This window comes from Xanthomonas sp. BRIP62415 (genome assembly GCF_003993515.1).
Classification (GTDB): domain Bacteria; phylum Pseudomonadota; class Gammaproteobacteria; order Xanthomonadales; family Xanthomonadaceae; genus Xanthomonas; species Xanthomonas euroxanthea.
In genome coordinates, this window is the sequence record NZ_QEZH01000032.1 from 24,558 (window position 1) to 48,992 (window position 24,435).

At 67.7% G+C, this 24,435-nt stretch carries 13 protein-coding genes; 3 read left to right on the forward strand and 10 right to left on the reverse strand.

The window, feature by feature from the left end:
- Positions 1–477: 477 nt before the first annotated feature.
- The 8 genes from EO141_RS17260 to glgA all read right to left on the reverse strand — a co-directional run bounded on the left by EO141_RS17260 (position 478) and on the right by glgA (position 13,715).
- Entirely contained in the window at positions 478–1,110 is a 633-nt protein-coding gene (locus tag EO141_RS17260) for an NAD(P)H-binding protein (RefSeq protein ID WP_127169794.1), read from the reverse strand.
- A 16-nt stretch (positions 1,111–1,126) separates the two neighbouring features.
- The gene (gene glgX, locus EO141_RS17265) at positions 1,127–3,289 is read right to left on the reverse strand and encodes a glycogen debranching protein GlgX (RefSeq protein WP_115675758.1); all 2,163 of its coding nucleotides are present in this window, start codon (positions 3,287–3,289) and stop codon (positions 1,127–1,129) included.
- A 124-nt stretch (positions 3,290–3,413) separates the two neighbouring features.
- Positions 3,414–3,587, reverse strand: coding sequence for a DUF2934 domain-containing protein (locus EO141_RS17270; protein ID WP_104649120.1), 174 nt, complete (start codon positions 3,585–3,587; stop codon positions 3,414–3,416).
- 13 nt (positions 3,588–3,600) lie between these two features.
- On the reverse strand, positions 3,601–6,204 hold the full coding sequence (gene treY / locus EO141_RS17275; protein ID WP_127169795.1) for a malto-oligosyltrehalose synthase: 2,604 nt from the start codon (positions 6,202–6,204) through the stop codon (positions 3,601–3,603).
- Positions 6,201–8,147 (reverse strand): 4-alpha-glucanotransferase, encoded by a 1,947-nt coding sequence (locus EO141_RS17280; protein WP_164739274.1) that lies wholly within the window; start codon positions 8,145–8,147, stop codon positions 6,201–6,203. Before EO141_RS17280 ends, treY begins: the two co-directional genes overlap by 4 nt.
- On the reverse strand, positions 8,144–9,901 hold the full coding sequence (gene treZ, locus EO141_RS17285; protein ID WP_127169796.1) for a malto-oligosyltrehalose trehalohydrolase: 1,758 nt from the start codon (positions 9,899–9,901) through the stop codon (positions 8,144–8,146). The genes EO141_RS17280 and treZ overlap by 4 nt, the downstream gene beginning before the upstream one ends.
- 2 nt (positions 9,902–9,903) lie before the next feature.
- Positions 9,904–12,135 (reverse strand): 1,4-alpha-glucan branching enzyme, encoded by a 2,232-nt coding sequence (locus tag EO141_RS17290; RefSeq protein ID WP_126945031.1) that lies wholly within the window; start codon positions 12,133–12,135, stop codon positions 9,904–9,906.
- The gene (gene glgA / locus EO141_RS17295) at positions 12,132–13,715 is read right to left on the reverse strand and encodes a glycogen synthase GlgA (RefSeq protein ID WP_164739275.1); all 1,584 of its coding nucleotides are present in this window, start codon (positions 13,713–13,715) and stop codon (positions 12,132–12,134) included. Before glgA ends, EO141_RS17290 begins: the two co-directional genes overlap by 4 nt.
- Before the next feature lie 484 nt (positions 13,716–14,199).
- Between glgA and EO141_RS17300 the strand changes: the two genes are divergently transcribed.
- A complete protein-coding gene (locus EO141_RS17300) occupies positions 14,200–15,819 on the forward strand; it encodes a GGDEF domain-containing protein (protein WP_127169797.1) in 1,620 nt (539 codons plus the stop codon).
- A gap of 247 nt (positions 15,820–16,066) precedes the next feature.
- Here EO141_RS17300 and EO141_RS17305 read toward each other — a convergent pair whose 3' ends face one another.
- Positions 16,067–17,008 (reverse strand): DUF808 domain-containing protein, encoded by a 942-nt coding sequence (locus EO141_RS17305; protein ID WP_104649116.1) that lies wholly within the window; start codon positions 17,006–17,008, stop codon positions 16,067–16,069.
- A 240-nt stretch (positions 17,009–17,248) separates the two neighbouring features.
- Here EO141_RS17305 and EO141_RS17310 point away from each other — a divergent pair, with 240 nt between their 5' ends.
- Positions 17,249–18,973 (forward strand): AarF/UbiB family protein, encoded by a 1,725-nt coding sequence (locus EO141_RS17310; RefSeq protein ID WP_104585679.1) that lies wholly within the window; start codon positions 17,249–17,251, stop codon positions 18,971–18,973.
- A gap of 369 nt (positions 18,974–19,342) precedes the next feature.
- The gene (locus tag EO141_RS17320; protein ID WP_104649114.1) at positions 19,343–21,451 is read left to right on the forward strand and encodes a phosphoglycerol transferase I; all 2,109 of its coding nucleotides are present in this window, start codon (positions 19,343–19,345) and stop codon (positions 21,449–21,451) included.
- 525 nt (positions 21,452–21,976) lie between these two features.
- Here EO141_RS17320 and EO141_RS17330 read toward each other — a convergent pair.
- Positions 21,977–24,400, reverse strand: a complete 2,424-nt coding sequence (locus EO141_RS17330; protein WP_164739299.1) for a DUF3772 domain-containing protein — start codon at positions 24,398–24,400, stop codon at positions 21,977–21,979.
- Positions 24,401–24,435: the final 35 nt, after the last annotated feature.

The window sequence follows — 24,435 nt, forward strand, 5'->3', positions numbered from 1 at the left end:
CTCCTACGACACAGCTGGCAGCCAGTCCTATTTCTGCGGCACCCTCGCAGCTATGGGCGAGCCCTGGCGGTGGACGATTTGGCAGTCGCTGGGGTGTAGGCAAGGTATTTGTAATGGCGAAAACGCCGATCCGCTACGCGCGCATTTGTAGGAGCGCGGCGCGCAATGAGGCTTTACCGGTAACGCCTCATCGCACGCCAGCGCGCTCCTACCACACGGCGGACAGCCAGTCCTATGTCTCGGCACCCTCGCGACTATAGGCAGGTGCTGGCGGTGGATGGCGGGCAGTCATTGAGGGTGTGAGTAGGGATGTTCGCTGGCGAAGATGCCGATCCGCTGCATGGACCCGTAGGAGCGTGCCCGCGCGCGACGGAGCTTTATCGGTAACGCCCCGTCGCGCGACAGCGCGCTCCTACGACACGGCGGCTTCTCACATCTATCCGACCGACTGCCTCGCGACGAGGCGTTGAGACAGCGTTAGACAGCCAGCTCCGCCGCCTCGACACTGTGCTCGCCACGCGCCGGTGCCAGCGCGGCGCCCACCATGGCGGCGGCGATGCGTTCGGCCGGGTTGAGGCGGAAGCGGCGTGGCAGCAGCGGACCGAGCGCGCCCAGCACGAGGCTGCCGATGTGTTCGCCGGTGCGCCGCTGCTCACGTTCGCCGCCGATCAGCCCCGGGCGTACGAAGGTGAGCGAGGGGAAGCCGACCGCGCGCAGGTCGCGTTCCAGCTCGCCCTTGACGCGGTTGTAGAAGATGCGCGAGTGCGCATCGGCACCGGCGGCCGAATTCAGCACGAATACCGAGGTGCCCTGCGCGCAGGCCGCGCGTGCCAGCGCCATCGGATAATCATGGTCGATGCGGTAGAAGGCCTCGCGCGAGGCGGCCTGTTTCATCGTGCTGCCCAGGGCGCAGATGGCCGCCTCCATGCGCGGTGCGGTCCAGTGGTCCAGGCGATCGAAATCGATCACCTGGTTGCGCAGCTTGGGGTGGATCTGGGACAACGGCCGGCGCGTGATCGCCACCACGCCGGTACAGCGCGCATCGGCCAGGAGTTGTTGCAGGGCATGTCTACCGACCAGACCGGTGGCCCCTGCCAGCAACACATCCATCAGATCACCCCCGCCATCAGCGCGCGCCCTCGGAGACGATGCGCGCGCTGCTGGCGATGCGATCGCGCTCTACTGCGAGCAAGGTCAGCGAGTGCGCCGGGGCCTTCCATTCGCTGCCGCCGGCCACCACGCGGCCGCCGTGGCGCGCGGTGTCGACCAGCACGCGCCAGTGCTCGTCATGCATCGCCGGCAGCGTGAACGACACGCTGGTGGAGGCGGCATTGATCAGCATCAGCAAGGTCACGTTGGCGGCGATCTCGCGCAGGCCGGTGGTCGGCGAGCGGCCATCCAGCCGCAGCATCAGCGCGCGCGCTTCCGGGTCGTGCCAGCTGGCTTCGTCCATCTCGTGGCCGTCCGGCGCCAGCCAGGTGAGATCCTTCAAACCCAGCGCTTCATCGAACTTGCCGTCGAAGAAGCGGGCGCGATGCAGCAGCGGATAACGCTGGCGGATACGGATCAACCGCCGCACGAACGCAGCCTGATCGGCGGCAGCGGCCTTGGTGGCAGCAGTCCAGTCGATCCAGGTCAGTTCGTTGTCCTGGCAATACGCGTTGTTGTTGCCGTTCTGGCTATGGCCGAACTCATCGCCGGCCAGCAGCATCGGCGTGCCTTGCGAAAGCAGCAACGTGGCCAGCAGGTTGCGCATCTGCTGACGGCGCAGCTGCTTGATGGCGGGATCGTTGGTGTCGCCCTCGACACCGTAGTTGGCCGAGATATTGTGGTCGCTGCCGTCCCTGCCCTCTTCGCCGTTGGCGAAGTTGTGCTTGCCTTCGTAGCTGACCAGATCGCGCAGGGTGAAGCCATCGTGCGCGGTGACGAAATTGACCGATGCGGTGGGGCGACGACCGCTGTGGTTGAACAGGTCCGCCGAACCGGTCAGGCGCGTGGCCAGTTCGGCCAGCTGGCCGCCGTCGCCACGCCAGAACGCGCGCACGTTGTCGCGGAACTTGTCGTTCCACTCCACCCAGCCGGGCGGGAAATTGCCCACCTGGTAACCGCCTGGACCGATATCCCAGGGCTCGGCGATCAGCTTGGTCTGGCTCAGCACCGGATCCTGGCGCACCGCATCGAGAAAGCTGCCCGATGGATCGAAGCCATAACGCTCGCGCCCGAGAATGGTGGCCAGGTCGAAGCGGAAACCATCGACATGCATTTCCTGCACCCAGTAACGCAGCGAGTCCATCACCATGCGCAGCGCGCCGACATTGGTCAGGTCGAAGGTGTTCCCGGTGCCGGTGTCGTTGATGTAGAAGCGGCGATCGTCGGCCAGGCGGTAGTAGCTGGCGTTGTCGATGCCCTTGAACGACAGCGTCGGCCCCAGCTCGTTGCCTTCGGCGGTGTGGTTGTAGACCACGTCCAGCAGCACTTCCAGCCCGGCGTGATGCAGCCGCGCCACCATCTGCTTGAACTCGGCCACGGTGCGCGTGGACATGTAGCGCGCCTGTGGGGCGAAGAACCCCAGGGTGTTGTAGCCCCAGTAGTTGCGCAGGCCTTTTTCCAGCAGGTATTGATCGTCGACGAAGGCGTGCACGGGCAGCAGTTCCACTGCGGTGACGCCGAGTGAGCTGATGTGGTCGATCAGCTCGTCGGTCTTCAGCGCCGAGAACGTGCCGCGATTTTCCGGCGGCACCGACGGGTGCAGCATGCTCAGCCCACGCACGTGCGCCTCGTAGATCACCGTGCGGTTCCACGGCGTCTGCGGCGGGCGGTCCTGGCCCCAGGTGAAGGCCGGGTCGATCACCGCGGATTTGGGCATGAACGCGGCACTGTCGCGGCGATCGAAGCTCAGATCCTTGTCGCGGTGGCCAATGGTGTAGCCGAACAGGTGCGGCGCCCATTTGAGCTCGCCGACGATCTGCTTGGCATACGGGTCCAGCAGCAGCTTGTTGTGGTTGAAGCGATGCCCGGCATCGGGCGCATAGGGTCCATGCACGCGATAGCCGTACAGCTGGCCGGGGCGTGCGTCGGGCAGATAGCCGTGCCAGACCTCGTCGGTATATTCGGGCAGCGCCAGGCGCTCCTGCTCGCGGCCACGCTCGTCAAACAGGCACAGCTCCACCCGGGTGGCGTTGCGCGAATACAGCGCGAAATTGACCCCCAGGCCATCCCAGGTGGCGCCGAGCGGGTTGGGACGGCCTTCGCGGATGCGCGAGCGCTGAGTGAACTTGCGGGTGGCCATCGGTAACTCCTGAGAACGGTGAACTCAAAACGCTGAGCGAATGCGGCTGCCTGCGTGCCTGTGCACGCTCACCCTGACATGGCGCAGCCTGCAGGGTGAGCCATGCAGGGTGACAGAGTGACCGTTACTGGCGTGCACTCGCCGGCGGGCCGGCCTGCTCGGCGGCGCGCTCTTCGGCATCCACCAGGCGCTCGGCCATGGCCCAGTGCCGATCTGCGTGGCCGTCCGGGCGGCCTTCGGCCTCCCAGATCTCCTGTGCCAACTGGCGAAGCCGCGCCTGCCGTTCCGTGTCGTTCATTGCGTACGTTCTCTTAGGGGGTCAACAACACTGCCACTGGCGCACGTGCAAACAGCGTGGATATCGCCACGCGGCCGCCTTGCGGCTGCACCGTGCTGCCATCGAGCACATTACGGTAACTGGCCTGCGGCAATGCCAACGCCGCCTGACCCCAGCTGGCCGGCGGCACCAGCAGCGGCAGATCGCCATCGCCCGCGTTGCCGGCCCCCAGCCGCGTGACTGCCACCACCAGCGACTGCCCGCGGTACTGGCGGCGGAACGCCAGCACCTGCGCATCGCCGCTGCCGGTCACGGTCAGGGGCTGGTAGTCGCCCTTGGCGAACAGCGCCGGATGTTCGGCCCGCAACTGCAGCAGCAGTGCGGTCAGACGTGCCTTGACCGCACCATCGCGCCAGCTGCGCAGCAGCGTGTTCCAGTCGCGTGCCTGCGCCAGCCACTGCTGGCGCTGCGCGTAGTCGACCGGGCGGCGGTTGTCCGGGTCCACCAGCGACAGATCCCAGCCTTCGGTGCCCTGGTACAGGTCGGGCACGCCCGGCACGGTCAGGCGCAACGTGGTCTGCACCAGCGCGTTGCGCGCACCGGCCGCGGCGATGTGGTTGCTGGCGCGCAGCAGCGCCCGCCGCAGCGGCAACCCGGCGCGGCTGCACAGCACCTGCTCCACGGTGGCCTGCACGGCCTGTTCGTAGGCCGGCGAGCCGTCGGTCCAGCTGGTGTGCAACTTGGCCTCGCGCACGGCCTTGAGCAGCCACTGCGCAATGCGCTCGGCGTACTCGGCCAGCGGCTCGGTCTGGTCGGCACCCAGGCCGATCGGCCAGGCGGCCACCAGGGTCTGCCAGAGCATCTGCTGGTCGCCGCCGGCCAGTGCCGGTGCCTCCAGCGTCTCGGCCAAGGCATCGAACCGGGTGCTCTGCTCGATCCACCAGCGCGGTTGCTCGGACAGCACCGCCAGCCGCATGCGCAGGTCTTCGCCGCGCTTGTGGTCGTGCGTGGCGGTGGCCAGCAACGCGCGCGGGAAGTGCTTGGCGCGTTCGAGATTCTGCGCGTGGAAGTCGGCCGCCTCGTTGGCGAAGTGGGTCGGATGGCTGCCGACCTCGTTGCGCGACAACAGCACGCCGTGCCGGTAGAACGCGGTGTCTTCCACCGACTTGGCATTGAGCGGTGCGGACAACTGCTCCACGCGACGACGCAGAATGCGCCGCAGGGCGACCTGCGCGCGGTCGGCGCCGGCATCGTCGAGCAGCCAGCGTTCGATCGCATCGACGGCCGCAACGATGGACTCCGGCATGCCCTCGCGCGCACGCGCGGCGGTGGCGCGCAGGCGCTCGGCTTCGCTGCCGGTCACGCCCTTGGCACCGGCGTAGGTGCGGTACACCGGGAACCAGCGCAGCAACACGCACAGGCCGCGCGCCAGCATCTGCGGGCTGAACTCGCGCGTGGGCGGGTCCAGCCGCGCCAATGCCGACAACGCACCGACGGCGCGATTGAATTCGGTCTGCAGCGGGCCACGCAGGATCTCGTCGCGGGCGGCGCGTTCTTCCTGTGCGAAGTCGCCACTGCGCCCGCTCACCTTCTGCCAGGCACGCGCCAGCGGCTTGAAGCCGGCCGCGTCATGCAGCACGCCGCCGACCTGGTCCATGAAGTCGTAACCGGTGGTGCCATCGCAGGGCCAGTCGGCCGGCAGGTGCTCGCCGGGCGCCAGGATCTTTTCCAGATACAGGCCCAGGGTGCCGGGCTTGAGGCCACGCGTGCGGCCGGCCGCATCCAGCCGGCTGCGCAGCTTGCGCACATAGCCGGTGGGATCGGTCAGCCCGTCCACATGGTCGATGCGCAGGCCGTCCAGATGGCCCTCGGTCACCAGCCGCAGCGGCAGCGCATGCACCGCGTCGAACACCGCCGGCAGCTCCACCCGCAACGCCACCAGCGAGGTGATGTCGAAGAAGCGACGGTAGTTGAGCATGTCGTTGCCCACGCGCCACCAGTTCAGGCGGTACGGCTGGCGCTCGATCAGCTTGTGCAGACGGCCATCGCCGCGCTTGGCGCCGTCGTTGTAGTCGCGCAGCCATTGCGCACGCGCAGCCTTTTCAGGCACTTCCAGCGTCTGCGGACGGATCGGATACCGCTGGTCGTAGTGCGCCAGTGCCGCGCTGCCGTCGTCCTCGACCACCAGGGTGATCAGGCCTTCGGCCAGTGCGGTGGCATACGGGCGGTCCAGCACCGCCAGCCACAACTTGCCGTCGCGCCCGGGCGCGCGCCAATCGATGTCGAACCAGTCGGCATGCTTGGCACTGCGGCCGTTGCGCAGCACATCCCACCACCACGCGTTGTCCGCATGCGTGGCCATGTGGTTGGGCACGATGTCGGCGATCAGGCCCATGCCGTGCTCGCGCGCGGCCTGCGACAGGGCGATGAGCGCGTCTTCGCCGCCGAGCTCGGGATTGACCACGGTCGGGTCGATATTGTCGTAGCCGTGCGTGGAGCCGGGCACTGCGGTGCCGATCGGCGACAGGTACAGATGGCTGATGCCCAGCCCGGCGTAGTACGGCACCTGCGCAAGCGCATCGTGCAGGGTGAAGCCGACATGCAGCTGCAGGCGGGCGGTGGCGCGAAGCTCGATCATGGATGCGGTTCCGAAACGGCCGCGACGCGACGCGCCTCGGCAAAGCCCTGCAGCGCCGTACTCAGGCGCGCATGCGGCAAGGGATCGGGCAGGCGTCGACGCCAGTTGGGATGGACCTCGACGGTACCCGGCAGATTGGGTTGTTCTTCCAGCGCCAGCGCATCTTCCACCGGCAGCAGGGCCAGTGGCGACACGCTGGTGGCGGTGAAGCGCAGCGCGCCCAGCAGCGGGTCGTCAGCGCTGAGTCCGGTGTGTTCGACCGCTGCATCCAGGCGTGCCACATCCTGGATGCGGGCCGCGGCATCGTCCTTGGCCTGCGCGGGCTGGATCAGGTCCAGCCTGCGCCGCCAGTCGATATCACGGCCTTCGCGCCAGCCGGTCAGCGTCGGCAGATCGTGCGTGGTGGTGGTGGCCAACGCATCCGGCCGCCACAACGCCGGCGAGACGAAGGCGCCGTCGTCGTCGCGGGTGAACATCAACACATCGATGCCCATCACCCCGCGCCGCGACAGTTCCTCGCGGATGCCGGGCGGCACCACGCCGAGGTCTTCGCCGATCACGATCGCCCGGTGCCGCCACGATTCCAGCGCGAGCAGATTGAGCAGGTCGTGCAGCGGATAGGCCAGATACGCGCCTTCGTTGGAGCTGGCCCCTTCGGGCACCACCCACAGCCGCATCAAGCCCAGAATATGGTCGATACGGATGCCGCCGCGATCGCGCAGCACCGCGCGCAGCAGCGCGATGTATGGCGCATAGCCGCTGCGCCGCAACGCGGTGGGCGAATATGCGCCGATGCCCCAATGCTGGCCGTCGGCATTGAAGGCGTCCGGCGGCGCGCCCAGCACCAGGCCACGCAGCACGGTGTCGGCGGCCGCCGCGGCTTCGGCGCCATTGGGATCGAAGCCGACCGCCAGATCGGCGATCAACCCGATCTTCATGCCGCGCTCGTGCGCCTCGCGTTGTGCATCGGACCAGCTGCGCGCCGCCAACCATTGCGTGAACACGTGCAGTTGCGGATCGCCATCGCCGAAATCCTGCGCGGCAAACCGCGCAAAGCCTTCCAGCGCCGCGCCGCCCTCGCTGCGGAAGGCGAGCAGATCGGGGTGATCGGCGGGCACGCGGGTGTACAGATGACGCAGCAACTGCCACTTGGCCTGCGCGGAGGCCGGCCAGTCGATCAGGGCGCCGTGGTGCAGCGTATCGAAGCGCTCGCGCAGGCCGGGCACCTCGTTGATGGCCTCCAGCGCGCGCTCGCCCAGCACGCGCACCGGCGCGGCATGCAGCGGATCCAGGAAGCGCCGGTCGCTGGGCGAATACGGGCTGTAGCCGCCAGTGACCGGGCGCGCGGCATGCACCGGGCTCAGCGCCAGCGCATCGGCACCGGCCAGTGCGGCATGCCGCACCCATTCCACCGTGCCCGCAGCATCGCCAATGCCGGCATCGTCGATGCTGCGCGCCGAATACACCTGCAACGCCATGCCCCAGGCACGCGGTGCCGGCAGGCCACAGGCATCGGCCACGCTGAAGCAGCGTTGCGGGGCAACCGCGACCTGCTGGGTCAGGTTGCCGATCTGCAGCGTCCAATAACCGAAACGCTGCGGCGCACGCACCTGGCCCTGCGCATCGGCACGCGCCGGCTCGCTGGCGCCGCTGTCGTCCACCCAACGGCCGCTGGCGTTGGCGGCAACCGACACCGGCAACAGCTCGGCCACCTGCACGGTCAGCAGCGGCGCCGGCTCGGTGGCTTGCGCCTTGCAGCGACGCAGGCTGTCTTCGCGTTGCGTGGCGGTGCCGGCAGGCAATTCCAGCGCGGTGAGCACCGCATGCAGCGATGGCTCGGCCACCTGCCGCGGCTGGTCGCTGGCATCCACCCAGTCCACCATCACCCCGGCCGCGCCGGCCAGCGCATGCAGATCGCTTCTGCTCAGATCGCGCGTACTCATGCGCGCGCCTCATGCCAGGCGATGAAGCCATCGACCGGCAACTGCTGCGCGTCGGCGGCGACGTTTTCGGCATGCGCCACGCGTCCGCGCAGCGGCGGCATCGGCACCGCCGCGGCACCCACGTTGAAGGCGACATGCCACAGCCCGTCGGGCAATTCCCAGCTGGCGGTCACTGCACCGTCGGCCAGCACCTCGGCGCCCACCGCGCGCGCCTGTGCCAGCCCCGGGACCAGCCACTGGCGGCGTACGCCCAGCAGCGCGGTGAACCAGGCTGTCCACTGCACGCCATCGCCGCGGGCGGCGTCTTCGATCGGCGCGCGCGAGGCAGCAAAGGTGTCGTGGCTGTTCGGATCGGGAATGGTGGCGCGCTGCGCTTCGTCGGCGAATGCGGCGAAGTGCGCAAATTCACGGCGCCGCCCTTCGCGCACCGCATCGTCCAGCGGCGGGCCGAAATCGGTGAAGAACAGAAATGGCTGTTCGGCGCCCCACGGCTCGCCCATGAAGAACAGCGGAATCATCGGCGTCAGCGTCGTCAGCGCCAGCGCAGCGCGCAGGCGCTGCGGCGAGACCAGCACGCTCAGCCGCTCGCCGCGCGCCCGGTTGCCGATCTGGTCGTGGTTCTGCGCGAAGACCACGAACTTGTGCGGCGGCAGCGCCCCGCTCGGCTCGCCACGCACATGCCCGCGCGGGTCCGGCTCGCCCTGGTAGGCGAAGCCTTCGCCAAGCACGCGCGCCAGGTGCTCGGTGGGCTTGTCGGCGAAGGCGGCGTAATAGCCTTCGGCTTCGCCGGTCAGCAGCACATGCAGGGCGTTGTGGAAATCGTCGTCCCATTGCGCGGTGTAGCCGCGTTGCAGCTGCGAGGCCTGGTTGGCCTCGTTTTCCAGCACCAGGTGCACGTGGCGGCCGGCCGGCAGGCTGGCCTGCACGGTCTGCCGCAGGGTATCCAGGAACGCGTTCGGCGTGATCGCATGCACCGCGTCCAGGCGCAGGCCGTCAAAGCCGTATTCGTGCAGCCACATCAGCGCATTGTCGAGAAAGTAACGCTGCACCTGCGGCTTGCGGAAATCGATCGCCGCGCCCCACGGAGTGGGCTTGTCCTCGTTGAAGAACGGGGCGGCATAGCTGTGCAGATAATTGCCGTCCGGGCCGAAGTGGTTGTAGACCACATCCAGCAACACCATCAGGCCGTGTCCGTGCGCGGCGTCGATCAGCGCCTTCAACTGGTCCGGCGTGCCATAGGCTTCCACCGGCGCGTACGGCAGCACGCCGTCGTAGCCCCAGTTGTGCGCGCCCGGGAATGCGCTCAGCGGCATCAGCTCGATCGCGGTGATGCCCATCGCCGCCAGCTGCGGCAATTGCGCCTGCACGCCGGCATAGCCGCCGCAGGTGCCGACATGCAGTTCGTAGATCACCGCCTCGTCCCACGGCCGTCCCTGCCACTGGGTGTTCTGCCAGGCGTAGCCGTCGGTTGGCTGCACGGCGCTGGGGCCATGCACGCCCTCGGGCTGCCAGCGTGAGGCCGGATCCGGCACCGGTTCGCCACCATCGACGCTGTAGCGATAGCGCGCATCGGCCGCGCAGTCGATCGCCGCACTGAAGAAGCCATCCTGCGCGGCCTGCAACGCGACGCGCGCGCCGTCGTCGAAGACCACCTCCACGCTCCTGGCATCCGGTGCCCAGAGCGCGAAGCGCACCTGTCCCTCACCCGCTGGCCATGCGCCCCATGCCGGCGTGGTGTCATTGCGCTCGTTCATTGCTATTTCTCCGCTTGCAGATAGATCGTGGCCAGCGGCGGTAGGGTCAGGCGCAGGCGTTGTGCGTGCCCGTGCATGCCCATCGGCTCGGTCGCCAGGCGACCGCTGTTGCCGAGGTTGCTGCCACCGTAATGGGCACTGTCGGTGTTGAGGATTTCGCGCCAGCCGCCGGCACGCGGCACGCCGACGCAATAGTCGTGGTGCGGTCGCGGAGTGAGGTTGCTCACCGCCAGCAAGGGTGCGCCGCCCTCGGGATCGTGGCGGATGAACGCCAGCACGCTGTTGCGCGCGTCGTCGGCCACGCTCCAGTCGAAGCCGTCGGCACGATGCGTGCCGCGATACAGTGCCGGCACCCGTCGCAATGCGGCATTGAGATCGCCGACCAGTTGCTGCACGCCGCGATGCGCGGCCCCGTCGAGCAGATGCCAGTCCAGCGACTGATCGTGATTCCAGTCGTTCCACTGGCCGAATTCGGCGCCCATGAACAGCAGTTTGTCGCCCGGATGCGCCCACATCAGCGCCAGATACGCGCGCAGGTTGGCAAAGCGCCGCCAGTCGTCGCCAGGCATCTGACCGAGCAGGCCACCGGTGCCGTGCACCACTTCGTCGTGCGAGATCGGCAGCACGAAACGCTCGGAGAACGCGTACACCAGACCGAAGGTGAGCTGGCTATGGTGCTGCGCGCGCTCGGCCGGATCGCGCTGCATATAGTGCAGCGTGTCGTGCATCCAGCCCATGTTCCATTTGTGGGTGAAGCCCAGGCCACCCTCGCTGATCGGCGCGGTCACGCCTGGCCAGGCGGTGGACTCTTCGGCGATGGTCAGTACACCGGGGAAGCGCGCGGCAATCTCGCTGTTGAGCTGGCGCAGGAAGGCAACGGCTTCCAGATTCTCGCGGCCGCCATGCGCGTTGGGCACCCACTCGCCTTCGGCACGGCCATAGTCGCGATACAGCATCGAGGCCACTGCGTCCACGCGCAGGCCGTCCAGATGGTAGTGGTCGATCCACTCCAGCGCGCTGCCCAGCAGGTAGGCGGTCACTTCGGGCCGGCCGTAGTTGTAGATCAGCGTATTCCAGTCGCGATGCATGCCCTCGCGCGGGTCGGCATGCTCGTACACCGCCGCGCCGTCGAACTGCGCCAGGCCGTGGGCGTCATCGGGAAAGTGCGCGCTGACCCAGTCCAGGATCACGCCGATGCCGGCGCGATGACAGGCGTCGACGAACTGGGCAAAGCCGTCCGGGCTGCCGTGGCGCGCCGTCGGCGCATACAGCCCCAGCGGTTGGTAGCCCCAGGAGCCGCCGAATGGATGTTCGGTGATCGGCAGCAACTCGATATGGGTGAAGCCGAGCTGCTGCACATAGGGAATCAGCTGTGCGGCCAGCCCCGGCCAGTCCAGCGGCTGGTTGTGCCCATCGCGTCGCCAGGACGCGGCGTGCACTTCATAGATGGACAGCGGCGCCGGCGCGGCACGGGCATCGCGCGCGGCCATCCAGGCCGCGTCGGTCCAGCCGAACGCTGCCGCGCCCGGCACCACCGAGGCGGTGGCCGGCGGCAATTCGCTCTGGCGCGCCACCGGGTCGGCCTTGAGCAAGACGCGGCCATCGGCAGCGGTGATGGCGTACTTGTAACGCGTGCCGGCTTCCACGCGCGGCAGGAACAGCTCCCAGAACCCACCGATGCGCTGGCGCATCGGATGCCGGCGTACGTCCCAGCCGTTGAAATCGCCCACCACCGCCACGCGCTGCGCATGCGGCGCCCACACCGCAAAGCGCACCCCCGGCACATCGTCGCAGCGCAGGTGCCGGGCACCCAGGGCGCAACGCAAGGCCTGGCCGTCGCCGGCAGCGATCTGCAGCAGGATGGATTCGTCCAGCGTGGCAGCAAAGGCGTAAGGGTCTTCGATCTCCTGCACCACGTCCGGCCACACGATGCGCAGCCGATACGGTCCTTCGACCGCCAGCACGCCCTCGAACACGCCATCGACCGGGCCGGCCTGCATGCGCGCCAGCAACTTGCCGCGCGGATCGATCAGGCCCATGGCCTCGGCACCGGGCGCCAACACGCGCACCAGACGGCGGCCGTCGGCCTGGACATGCGGGCCCAGGACCGCGAATGCATCGGCAGGCAGGCCAGCGGCCAGCGCCTGCACGCTCTGCGCTGAATCCGAGATCCCGTCCATGGTCACCGCCGTCGTTTCCGTCTCCTGCCCCTGCACGCCCAGCCGTTCGCTCATGACACCGTCGCAAGCGCGGGAGCGGTTGCGGCGGTGCGTTCGTACAGCGAGAGGTACTTCTTGCCCGCCACATCCCAGCCACTGGGACGCAACATCGCCGCGCGGCGCATCGCCGACAGCAGGCTGGGCAGGCGGAAGGTACGGAATGCGCGCTCCAGGCAACGGCGCAAGGCCTCGGCGCTGGCGTGCTGGAACAGGAAACCGGTGACGCCGTCATCCACCGTGTCGATCAGGCCGCCGGTGGCGTGCGCGATCGGCAGGCAGCCAAAGCGCTGCGCGTACATCTGGCTCAGGCCGCACGGCTCGAAGCGCGACGGCATCAGCAGGAAGTCGGCACCGGCAAACATGCGCCGCGCCAGGCCTTCCTCGAACCCGATGAAGGCACCCACCTGGCCGGGATAGCGCCGGGTCAGCTCGGCGACCTGCTGCTCGATCTCCGGCTCGCCGCCGCCGATCACCGCGATCTGGCCGCCAGCGGCCACGATCTGCGGGGCGACTTCGCAAATCAGGTCCAGGCCCTTCTGGTGCACCAGCCGCGATACCACCGCAAACAGCGGGCCGGTGCTCTCGCGCAGCCCGAAGGCCTTGCGCACCTGCGCGGCGTTGGCCTGCCGGCCCTGCCACTGATTCACGCTGAAATGCGTGTCCAGATATTCGTCGGTGCGCGGGTCCCAGCTGGCGTCGATGCCGTTGACGATGCCGGTCAGCGCGCCCTTGGCGGCGCGACCGGCCAGCAGGCGGTCCAGGCCACAGCCCTGCGCCGGGCCGGTGATCTGCTGGGCATAGCTGACGCTGACCGTGTTGACGTGGTCGGCATGCACGATGCCGCCACGCAGGAACGACATCTGCCCGTAGAACTCCAGCTCGGCCACGCGCTCGGCGGGGATGCCCAGCGCAGCGGCCATCGAATACGGCACCAGGCCCTGGTAGGCCAGGTTATGGATGGTCAACAGGCACGGCGTGGTGCCGCCGGACCAGCGCACATAGGCGGCAGCCAGCGCGCACGGCCAGTCGTTGAGGTGCAGCAGGCGCGGCTTCCAGCCCAGCCCGGCGTGGCCGGCGGCGATCTGCGCGGCGGCATGCGACAAGGTGGCAAAGCGGATCGCGTTGTCTTCGAACTCCGACCCGCTGGTGCTCACATAAGGCGACCCGTCGCGCTCGAACAATTCCTTGGACAGCAGGATGTAGATCGGCAGGCCGTCCGATTGCACGATGCGGCCGATGTCGCAGGCCGGCAGTGCCGCATGCGCCAATACCCGGCCGACGATCTCCACCTTGCCCGCGCGCGCCAGCACTGCGCGGTAGCCGGGGATCAGTACCCGCACGTCGTAGCGATGGCGCAGCGCGCGCGGCAGCGCCGCCGCCACATCGCCCAGGCCGCCAGCCTTGATAAAGTCCGCCATCTCCGACACCACGAACAAGGCGCCGCGGGTATCGGCCGGCGACACCGGCAGACGTTCGTGATGGCGAATGAAGCGCCCGCGTGCGTCACGCGGTCGCCCGCTCTTCTTCAGAGTGGGGAGCAACGTACTGCGTTCAAAGCGTGCGGTAGTGGCGTGAAGCGGCATCATGGCAACCATCTAAACGTCCGTCGTAAAGTGGGTGGAGACGGAAAACAGCGAAGCGACAACCATCATCTGCCGATTCAGCCAGACGACCTGCTACGAATGAGGAGCGGGGCCAACGCGCGTACTCCACGTCGTCCTTGAGATGAATCTACACCCCGGGCAAATAAAATATGCGTGAATACGTGCTGACTTTTCTGCGACACCGACATTCCCTTGCGCATGGTCGCGTGTACGTCCCGGCATAAGCGGCGCGTCGCCGTGTGATGACATCCCCGCCGTGGTGCGTGGTTGTTGAAACGCACCGGAAGCAGGCGCTGGCCGCGGCGCCTGCCAGTCCCGCCTGACTTGTTCAGCCACAGGTCGGCATCGCCTTTCGACCATCGCCGGCCATCGTGCGCGCAGGCTGGAACTGCGCAGACCTGTCCGGACCGCTTAAGCAAGACGCTTGCACGCCGATAACCAGCGGTAGCATCACGACTTTCCGAGACCCCGGCGCATGGCAGACCAGCCTGAACTTCCAAGCCGCCCACGTGGTGGGCTGCGCCGCCTGTTGCCCTGGGGTGGCGCGGACAGCGCACGCCCGGCCGCCGCCCTGCCCAGCGTGGTCGGCGGCGGGCACGGCCTGGCCGCGCATCAGCTGGTGCCGGCCAAGAACAAGTCCGGCGCGCACGACCCGGCTGCCGCCACCGCCCTGCTGATGCGCCTGTTCTCGCATGCCGCGCACCCGGAGGCCTTGCTGCTGGCCTTCGCCGAGGGCATCACCAGCCTGCATGGCGAACTCGGCGATATGGGCGTGCGCCTGAGCGCGGCCTATGCGGCCGGCGACTGGCCCGGCTACGGCCGCGCCTTGCGGCAATTGATCGACAAGTACATCCGCACCATCGATACCGGCGACTCGCTGGCCGAAGGGCGCACCGAAGCCGAGCAGCTGCGCGACCTGCTGCGTCACGCACTGGGCAATGCCTTGGCCACGCTGCTGCAACGCAGCCCGGAGCTGGCCGAAGAAGCACAGACCCTGGCATCGGCGCTGCGCCACTGGCGCCCCGGCCATGAACTGATCACCCTGGACCAACGCTTGCGCGAACTGAGTCATCAGATCGGCCTGCGTGCCGAAGATGCCAGCGAGCAGCAGAACCTGTTGCTGGGCCTGTTCGACCTGTTGCTGGAGAACGTGGGCGAACTGCTGGACGATCGCAGCTGGCTGCAGGGGCAGATCTCGGTGGTGCGGCAGCTGATCTCCGGGCCGCTGGATGTCGGCTCGATCGAGCAGGCACGCGGCACCCTGCGCGAGGTCATCTACAAGCAGGGCCTGCTCAAGCAAGGCATTGCCGACTCCAAGACCGCCATGCGCGAGATGATGGTGTCCTTCGTCGACCGGCTCGACGGCATGGCCACCAGCACCGGCGAGTACCACGATCGCGTTGCCGGCTATTCGCAGGCGATCGGCGACGCTCGCAGCATTCCCGACCTCAATCGCCTGCTGCAGGACGTGTTGCAGGACACCGCCGGCGTGCAGGCGCAGGCGCTGGCCGCGCGCGACGAGCTGCTCGCCGCACGTCGCCAGGTCGAGGACGCCGAGCAGCGCATCGCCCTGCTGGAACAGGAACTCAAGGACGTGGCCGGCCTGGTGCGCGAAGACCAGCTGACCGGGGCGCTGAACCGCCGCGGCTTCGAAGAGCTGTTCCAGCGCGAGGCCGCCCGTACCCAGCGCGGCGGCCAACCCTTGTGCGTGGCGATGCTGGATCTGGACGACTTCCGCCGCCTCAACGAGACCCACGGCCATGCCGGCGGCGACGCCGCGCTGCGCCATACGGTGGACGTGGCCAAGTCGGTGCTGCGCACCACCGATGCCATCGCCCGCTTCGGCGGCGAGGAGTTCGTGTTGCTGTTGCCGGACTCCACCATCTTCGAAGCCAGTGCGGCGGTGATCCGCCTGCAGCGCGCGCTGGCGCAACGCTCGCTGTTGCACGACGACGTGCGCCTGTTCGTCAGCTTCAGCGGCGGCGTGGCGCTGCGCCATCTCGACGAAACCCAGGACGATGTCATCCGCCGTGCCGACCGCGCCATGTACGAGGCCAAGTCGGCCGGCAAGAATCGCGTGGTCAGCGCCGACTGAGCACGACCGTCGGCGGAACGCAGGGGGCATCTGCCCTGCCTGGAGCGGTGAAGACCGCCGCCCGGTGCGCTCCTCGGCACAGGGTGGCGTGGCCGTGCAGGGCGGCGCCGTTGGCGCGGCGGCCCGAGCAGAGCCGTGTTGACAGCGATTTCCGCCGGCTATGGCGTGCCGGCTGATCCAGCACGCGGGGCGATCACGGCGCGCCGGCCCGGGCGCCCATCCCGCGCCCGGCCCGCCGCCGCGCGGATCAGTGCGCCGCCGGCTTGCCGCGCAGCTTCTGGAACAGCATCACCGCGCCCAGCACGACCGCACCGGCCACCACGCCCACCAGCATGTTGCCCAACGCATCGACCAGCCAGCCCATGCCACCGGCCGACGTGGTCAGGTCCTGCACGGTGTGGTGCAGCGCCGGGATGTTGTGCACCAGGATGCCGCCGCCGACCAGGAACATTGCCAGCGTGCCGGCCACCGACAGGAACTTCATCAGCCACGGAGCGGCCACCAGGATGCCGCGCCCCAGCGCAGCCAGGGCTGCGCCCTTGTTGGTCAGGTACAGGCCCAGGTCGTCCAGCTTGACGATGGCCGCGACCAGGCCGTACACGCCGATGGTCATCGCCAGCGCGATCGCCACCAGCACTGCAACCTGCTGGCCGAACGACACTCCCGCCACCACGCCCAGCGACAGCACGATGATCTCCGCCGACAGGATGAAGTCGGTGCGGATCGCGCCCTTGACCTTGTCCTTTTCCAGCGCCACCACGTCCACGCTCTCGTCGGCCAGCGCGCGGGTGCGTTCGGCATGCCGCTGCGCTTCGTCTTCCTCGTTGTGCAGGAATTTGTGGGCCAGCTTCTCCACGCCCTCGAAGCACAGGTAAGCACCGCCGATCATCATCAGCGGCATCACCAGCGGCACGTTGTAACCGCGCCCGCGCAGCCAGGCCTCCAGGGCGCTGATCGCCAGCGCCGCCGGCACCAGGATCACCTTGTTCATCAGCGACCCCTTGGCCACTGCCCACACCACCGGCAGCTCGCGGTCGGCAGTGACGCCGGTGACCTGCTGTGCATTGAGCGCCAGGTCGTCGCCAAGCACGCCGGCGGTCTTCTTGGCCGCGACCTTGGTCAGGATGGAAACGTCGTCCAGCAATGTGGCGATGTCGTCGAGCAGGGTGAACAGGCTGGCACCGGCCATGCGGGGGTCCTTCGTGAGTGGCGGTGGATTCTCGCCGATCCTGCGCCGGTATGGGGTGATGGCAGGCCGTTGCAGGCTGTTGGCGACCGTTGCTGCGCGATGCCGCCGCCCGCCAGCCGGACGATCCGGCCGTGCCCGCCGGCCCTGGGCCGCGCACGGCAGCGCCTTGGCCACATGGCTGGATTCACCGCCTGACGACCCGCCGCTGGCCACACTCGCCCCCTTGCACGACCGCCGGAGATGGCCTTGAGTCCGAACGACCCGTACCGCACACCGGCCCAGGCCGCGATCCCCGCCGACACCGGCGTGGTGGGCGGCATGAGCCGTCGCACGCAGATCCTGCGCCTGTTGCTGCGGTATCGCGGGTCGGGCGTATTCGCCGGCATGAACCTGGATCCGGCCGCGATCAACGAGTACGAAGTGCCCGCCGAGGGCACGCCCGACCAGTTCGTCTCCGACCTGGAAGCGCTGGGCCCCACCTTCGTCAAGCTTGGCCAGATGCTGTCCACGCGGCCGGACATCGTGCCGCCGGAGTTCGCCACGGCGCTGGAGCGCATGCAGGAGAACACCAGCTCGGTGCCGGTGGAGCGCATCCGCCAGATCATCGAGGAAGAACTCGGTGTGTCGGTCAACAAGGCGTTCTCGTTCTTCGACCCGGTGCCGCTGGGCTGCGCCTCGCTGGCGCAGGTGCACCGCGCCGCCCTGCGCGACGGCACCCCGGTGGCGATCAAGGTGCAAAAACCCGAAGTCGCCGCCCAGGTCCGTTCGGACCTGGACGTGCTCAAGAGCTTTGCCACCGCCGCCGACCGCCTGACCGGCATCGGCCGGCGCGTGCGCTTTGCCGACTGGCTGGGCGAGTTCGGCAAGACCCTGCGCGCCGAGCTCAATTACGAAGACGAGGCCGAGACGCTGGCGCGCTTCGGCAAGCATCTGAAGCCATTTCCGCTGTTGTGGATTCCGCAACCGGTATGGGACCTGAGCAGCCGCAAGGTGCTGACCATGCAGCTGGCCGAAGGCGTGCGGGTGGACAAGATCTCCGGCCTGCGCCGCACCGAGCAGCCGATGGACAACCTGGCCGCAGAGCTGGTCAAGGGCTACCTGGACCAGATGTTCGTGCATGGCGAGATCCATGCCGACCCGCATCCGGGCAACCTGCGCGTGCTGCAGGACGGGCGCCTGGCCATCTTCGACCTGGGAATGGTCGCGCATGTTCCCCCGCGCCTGCGCGAGCGCTTGCTCAAGCTGCTGTTCGCCGCCGTCGACGGCCGTGGCGAAGAAGTCGCCGAAGAGACCATTGCGCTCAGCACGCGCCTGGAGGATTACGACGAGGACCGCTACCAGCGCGAAACCGGGCAGATGATCGCCCGGTATGCCGCCCACGACACCACCTCCGAAGGCCGCGTGGTGCTGGATCTGGTGCGCATCGCCACCTCCAACGGCTTGCGCACGCCACCGGAGCTGAGCCTGCTCGGCAAGACCTTGTTGAACCTGGAAGGCGTGTGCCGCGCGCTGTCGCCGCACCTGGACACGCGCCGCATCGTCGAACGTCATCTGCAGCATGTGATGCGCGCGCGGCTGAAAAAGTCCCTGTCCGCCGCCAATCTGGCCAGCGAGGCGATGGAACTGCAGCACCTGGTGCGCGAAGGACCGCGCCGCATGTCCGAGATCCTGTCGCTGGCGGCGGAAAACCGGCTGCAGATGCGCGTCACCGGGCTGGAAGAATCGCATCTGATGGAAAGCCTGCAGAAGATCGCCAACCGCGTGGCGGCCGGCATCGTGACCGCGGCATTGATCATGGCCTCGGCGCAGATGATGCGCATCGAAACCGGCTTGAAACTGTGGGGCTACCCGGCCATTGCGATGGTGCTGTTCCTGCTCGGCGTGGTGCTGGGCCTGGGCATCGTGCTCAGCGCCCTGTTGTTCGACCGCCGTGTGCGTGCGCGCGAAGAACGCGGGCATCGATAGCACTCCAACAGACCCCACCTCCGCGTAGGAGCGCACCCGGGCGCGACATCGCTTGCCAAGACAGCCGCGTCAAACCGTCAAAGCAGATCGGGTGGTGCGGGGTGATAGCCACGTCGCCCATCTGCGAGAAGCGCGCCAAATGCGCAATGCAGATAGCGCCGATTTTCTGGCGAACGCCACCGCGACCAGGGGAGCGTCAACGCGTGCGATCCGCCACGCTGCGGCGATGGCTTAACGCGAACAAACATTTCAGTCAGCTTCGGCGCGGCATAGTCCGTCATCCGGGTGTCACATTGGGTGTGGCGCACAGGACATGGCGAGCAAGGCGTCCGGTACGCGCTCGCATCATTCCCCCACGGACGCTGCCGCATGCATTGGATGTTGTTGTTTTCGCTGTTGCTCCTGCTTTGGCTCTTGGTCGCCTCGCCGCGTCTGGCGTGGCTGAAGGCCGGTCTGTTGTCGTTGCTGCTGCTGTTGCTCAGTGCCTGGGGCCTGGTGGATCGGCTCAGCGGCGATGGCATCAACGCTGCCACGCTGTATCACCTGCGCGCGGACATGGACGGTGCCGGCGTCAGCGATTTTTCCGCCTATATCGCCGTGTTTATCGGCATGGTGCTGCTGTCGCTCAGCCCGCTGGTGTTGCTGAAGGTGCGGCGTTTCCGTCGCCCGCGCGGAGGCAACGCGGTGTTTGGCGCCTTCGTGATGATGTTGCTGGTCAGCATCGCGGTCAGCCCCTTGTACCGCGACGGCAAGCGCCTGTACTACCAGTTGCGCCCCGTGGATTACGCCACCGTGGTGCCGGAATACCTGGTGCCGCAGCAGCCCTTGCAGAAGCGCAAGAACATCGTGTGGATCTACGGCGAGAGCCTGGAACGCACCTACTTCGATGAAAAGGTGTTTCCCGGCCTGATGCCGAACCTGCGCGCCCTGGCCAGCGAGGCAGTGGACGTACGCAACCTCACCTCCACCGAAGGCAGCGGCTGGACCATCGCCGGCATGGTCGCTTCGATGTGCGGCGTGCCGCTGACCACCGCGCCCGGCGATGAAAACAGCATGGGCCGCATGGGCCTGTTCCTGCCCGAAGCACGCTGCCTGGGCGACTATCTCAAGGATCAGGGCTACCGCAATCACTATGTCGGCGGTGCCGATGCCAGCTTTGCCGGCAAGGGCAGCTTTCTGTCCAGCCATGGTTTCGATGTGGTGCACGACGTCAGCTACTTCCGCGACAAGGGCGTGGCGCCCAAGCACTTTTCCGCCTGGGGGGTGCACGACGATGTGCTGCTGGACGATGCCTGGGACAGCTTCCAGACGCTGTCGCGCGCCGGCCAGCCGTTCATGCTCACCACGCTGACCATGGACACCCACCACCCCGCCGGCCATCTGCCGCTGGCCTGCAAGGGCCAGCACTACGACAGCGCACTGGGCGACATCGGGCTGCTGCATGCGATCAAGTGCAGCGACCGGCTGATCGGCGAGCTGGTCACGCGCATTCGCAACAGCCGCTACGGCAAGAACACCATCATCGTGATCGCCTCCGATCACCTGGCGATGCCCAACGATCTCAGCGACGTGCTCGCCAAGCAGAAGCGCGAAAACCTGCTGCTGTTCCTCGGCAAGGACATCGCTCCGCAACAAGTGGTCACGCGCGCCGGCAGCACGCTGGATTCGGGTGCAACGCTGTTGCAGCTGCTGGAACCGGGCATGCGCACGCTGGGCTTTGGCCGCTCGCTGCTGGCCAGCGACGCGCCTCCCAGCGCCAGCGTGGCGGCCAGTCGCGACAGCGGCAAGGACTACCCGCGCTATCTCGCCTACGCGCGCACGCTGTGGACCGGGCGCAGCACACGCATGCTGCGCATCAACGGCAATGGCGATGTGGTGGTGGGCGTGCAACAGGTGCGCCCGCCGGTGCTGCTGGAATACGACGACGACACCAATCTCAAAACCGTCTATCTGGAAAACACCTCGCGCCAGTTCGATCGCACCCACACCGAGGGCACGCTGGCGTATGTGGATCGCTGCACGGCGTTCGAGGACGGTTCGGCCGATGGCGATTGGTGCGCATTGGTGGTCGACCGCCACCAGAGCATGAAGCTGTATCGCGATCCGGACCTGACCCGCGGCATCGCCGTGGACGCGCCGCTGGAGGCCAGCCAGCAAGGCCCGCGCCCCCGCGTGCGCCAACCGATCATGCTCACCCAGACTGCCCGCAAGACCGAGGCCGGTCGTTACATGCTGGAGCTGTACGCCAAGCGCCGGCCGACGCGGGCCTTCTGGGTGGAAGCCGTCTCGTCAGAGCGCAAGGTGGTGCTGGCCCAGCAGTGGGTGGTGCCCGATGCGGCCGGTCGCATCCGCATGCCGGTGGGCCTGGAACATGCGGTGGACGATCTGGAGATCCGTGCCTGGCTGGACTACACCGAAGATGTCAGCGTGGACGATCTGGCCCTGGTGAAACAGAGCCAGGTCGCGGATCGCTCCTGAGCCTGGCCAACGTCTCGGTCTCGGTCTCGGTCTCAGTCGAGGTCGAGGGATGTGGATGAGGTAAAGGCAAAGGCAAGGCCGAAGCCGAAGCATGCGATGTGCGGCCTGGCTGCAGGGCCCTTGCCCTCCCACCATCGCGGGACACGCCGCAAGTACGTCCATGTAGGCTCCGGCGCGGCATCCATGCCGCTCAAGGTCCCGCGACGGTAAGCGGGCAAGGGCCAGTCGAAACGGTCGGTGTGCACGGTAAGAGCGGTGCTGGATGCGTCGTACGCTCATGACGTATCGGCTCCATGTCTGATGCACACCGCACGACAGGCAGCTTTCAAATGAGCGCCGACCAACTGTCTGGTGCGGTGTCCTTGCCGGTTGCGGGACCGTGTGGCGGCACGAATGCCGCCACCGAGCCCCCAGGGATGGGTTTACGGCGCGTGCCGCAAGCGGTGAGGGCGCCGCGCCCTCGACCCTGCGAGTTTTAGCTGCACCACCAACGCAGGACACGCCGCGCATCGTGCACGGGCCGGCTCAGTCTTCCGATGCCGGCGTGCCATCGCCCGGATCGCGCGCCACCGCAGCACCTGCGCGGCTGAAGCGGATTTCCTGCGGCGACTGCAGCGCAATCCCTGCCGTTTCCATCCGCTGCAGCAACGCGAAGAACAGCTCGCTGCGCACCCCATACGAATCGCGCGGACTGCGCACGTACGCGAACGAATTGAAGTTGACGTGCCCGCCAGCCAGCGAATCGATGAACACCGAGGGTGCCGGGTCGGCCAGCACCTTGGTGTGCTCGGCGAACAGGTCCAGCAGCATGTTGCGCACCTTTGCCACGTCGGTTTCCAGCGGCACCGAGAACTGCAGCTGCACCCGGCCCATCGGGTTGGACAGCGTCATGTTGCGCACGCTCTTGGTGATCAATTCCGAGTTGGGCACGATCAGGGTGGAGCGGTCGCCGACCTGGATCTCGGTCGCACGCACGCTGATCTTGCGCACATCGCCCTCCTGATCGCCGATGCGTACCCAATCGCCGATCTTCACCGGCCGCTCGGCCAGCAGGATCAGACCCGACACGAAGTTCTGCGTGATCGCCTGCAGACCGAAACCGATGCCCACCGACAACGCACTCAACACCAGCGCAAGCCGCTTCAGATCCAGGCCCAATGCGGTCAGGCCCCACACCACCACGATCAGCCAGCCCAGATAACGCGCCACGGTGCTGATGGAGTTACGCGCACCGTCATCGAGCTCGGTCTTGGGCAGATAGGTGTTGAGCAACCACTGCTGCACCACGTGCACCAGCCCCATGCCGAGCAGGAACACGCATAGCGCCCTGAACACATCGCCGGGGGTGATCACCAGCTCCTTGCCGATGGTGATGCCGTGGGCGATGTTCTCCGCCCAGTCGGTGACCACGCTGATATTGGCACCATACGGCGTCAGCAGCACCGCGATGCCCAGCAGCACCAGCAACACCCGTGTCGCGGCAGAGATCAGCAGCCCGAGCTGCACCAGGCGTCCGCTGCCGATGCTGAGCGCATGCGACAACGCCCGGCTGAAACGGCCGTCCGGCTTGAACAGCCAGGTCATCAGATCGTCGGTAAAGACCACCAGCAGGCCGAGCAGACTGCACACCAGGGTGATCCAGATGATCTGCCGCTCCACGAACAAGGCCAGATTGAGATAACCGAACAGGGCTGCGATCAATGCGAAGATCACCGCCAGGTGACCCAGCAGGCGGATCAGCACGATGAAGCCGCCACCGCGCGTGACCACCGGCGGCGGCGCATCGCTGTCCGGATCGGCCACGCCGGCATTTGCCGCATGCGCGCGCAAGGACAGGGTCAGCCCGGCCAGCGCCGACAGGATCAACCCCGCATACAGCAGCGCCGCCACCGCATCGGTGGCGGCGGTCAGCGCCGGACTGCTGCCGGCCACCTCGTTGATCTTGATCGCCATGCCGCTGAACCAGATCACTGCTGCGGTGGCCAGGCAATGCACGCGCAGGCGGTCGACGGTGGCATCGTCCAGCGGGAACAGGCGCCAGCTGGGCTGGTGTTTCATCAACAGGCTGGCACTGAGCGAACCGACGAAGGCAGCCACCACGCTGATGGCGACAAACCCGGTCAGCAGCTGGTCCAGGTCATCGGGCAGCTCGCCGAGCGCGCGGATCCCTTCGACCAGCACGAATGCCGCAATCCCCAGGCTCAACGTGCCGACCAGCAGGAACCACAGGGCCAGCCCCGAGCGCCGCAGGCGTCCGCCGGGCGCACGCGAGGCCGCATAGCGACGCCCCAGGTGGCGCAGGAAGATGCGCAGCGGCAGTGCCAGCAACAACGCGACCACGGCAGCGGTGATCAGCCCGCCCACGCCATTGGCCGCCACACCTGCCTGCACCAGCTGCACCGTCTTGTCGGACAAGGCCTGCAGGCGGGCACGATCGTCCGGCCACTGCTGCCCGATCTGATGCCATAACGTCGGCGACAACGGCGAGGCCACCCGTGTGGAGAGCTGCACGCTGAAGCGTTGCACGCGCTCGCGCTCGAGCCGGTCGGCCAGGTCCTTGGCGTTGGAGGCCAGCAGCGTGGCCCGGATGAACTCGGCATTGAGCTGATCGCGCTCCTTGGTCAGCGCCCTGCGCTGTTTGACCAGGTCGGCCGGTTCGTTTTGCGCCGCGACACCAAGCCCCTCCAAGCGCCCGTTGAGCTCCTTGAGCGGTTGCTCCAGCGTGCGCACCAGATCCTGCGCCTGCCGCTGCGCGCCGGCGACGTCCTCGGTCAGCTTGCCCAGCTGCTCGGTATCGGCCTTCTCCATGCCCGCGTCGGCCTGGGTCAGTACCTTCTGCATGCTGTCGAGCTGCGTCTGCGCGGTCTCCAGCAGGGTGTCGTCGTCCTGCGCGATGGCGGCACCCACGCACACCATCCACAACGCGACCAGCAACAGCACACGCTGCAACACGCCGCGACGGGCACCCAGGGCAACTCGGAATT

What these genes read in the sequence shown, in the direction of transcription:
- EO141_RS17260 (WP_127169794.1), bottom strand. Translation starts at nt 1,110, where the DNA reads ATGGATGTGTTGCTGGCAGGGGCCACCGGTCTGGTCGGTAGACATGCC.
- glgX (WP_115675758.1), bottom strand. Translation starts at nt 3,289, where the DNA reads ATGGCCACCCGCAAGTTCACTCAGCGCTCGCGCATCCGCGAAGGCCGT.
- EO141_RS17270 (WP_104649120.1), bottom strand. Translation starts at nt 3,587, where the DNA reads ATGAACGACACGGAACGGCAGGCGCGGCTTCGCCAGTTGGCACAGGAG.
- treY (WP_127169795.1), bottom strand. Translation starts at nt 6,204, where the DNA reads ATGATCGAGCTTCGCGCCACCGCCCGCCTGCAGCTGCATGTCGGCTTC.
- EO141_RS17280 (WP_164739274.1), bottom strand. Translation starts at nt 8,147, where the DNA reads ATGAGTACGCGCGATCTGAGCAGAAGCGATCTGCATGCGCTGGCCGGC.
- treZ (WP_127169796.1), bottom strand. Translation starts at nt 9,901, where the DNA reads ATGAACGAGCGCAATGACACCACGCCGGCATGGGGCGCATGGCCAGCG.
- EO141_RS17290 (WP_126945031.1), bottom strand. Translation starts at nt 12,135, where the DNA reads ATGAGCGAACGGCTGGGCGTGCAGGGGCAGGAGACGGAAACGACGGCG.
- glgA (WP_164739275.1), bottom strand. Translation starts at nt 13,715, where the DNA reads ATGGTTGCCATGATGCCGCTTCACGCCACTACCGCACGCTTTGAACGC.
- EO141_RS17300 (WP_127169797.1), top strand. Translation starts at nt 14,200, where the DNA reads ATGGCAGACCAGCCTGAACTTCCAAGCCGCCCACGTGGTGGGCTGCGC.
- EO141_RS17305 (WP_104649116.1), bottom strand. Translation starts at nt 17,008, where the DNA reads ATGGCCGGTGCCAGCCTGTTCACCCTGCTCGACGACATCGCCACATTG.
- EO141_RS17310 (WP_104585679.1), top strand. Translation starts at nt 17,249, where the DNA reads ATGGCCTTGAGTCCGAACGACCCGTACCGCACACCGGCCCAGGCCGCG.
- EO141_RS17320 (WP_104649114.1), top strand. Translation starts at nt 19,343, where the DNA reads ATGCATTGGATGTTGTTGTTTTCGCTGTTGCTCCTGCTTTGGCTCTTG.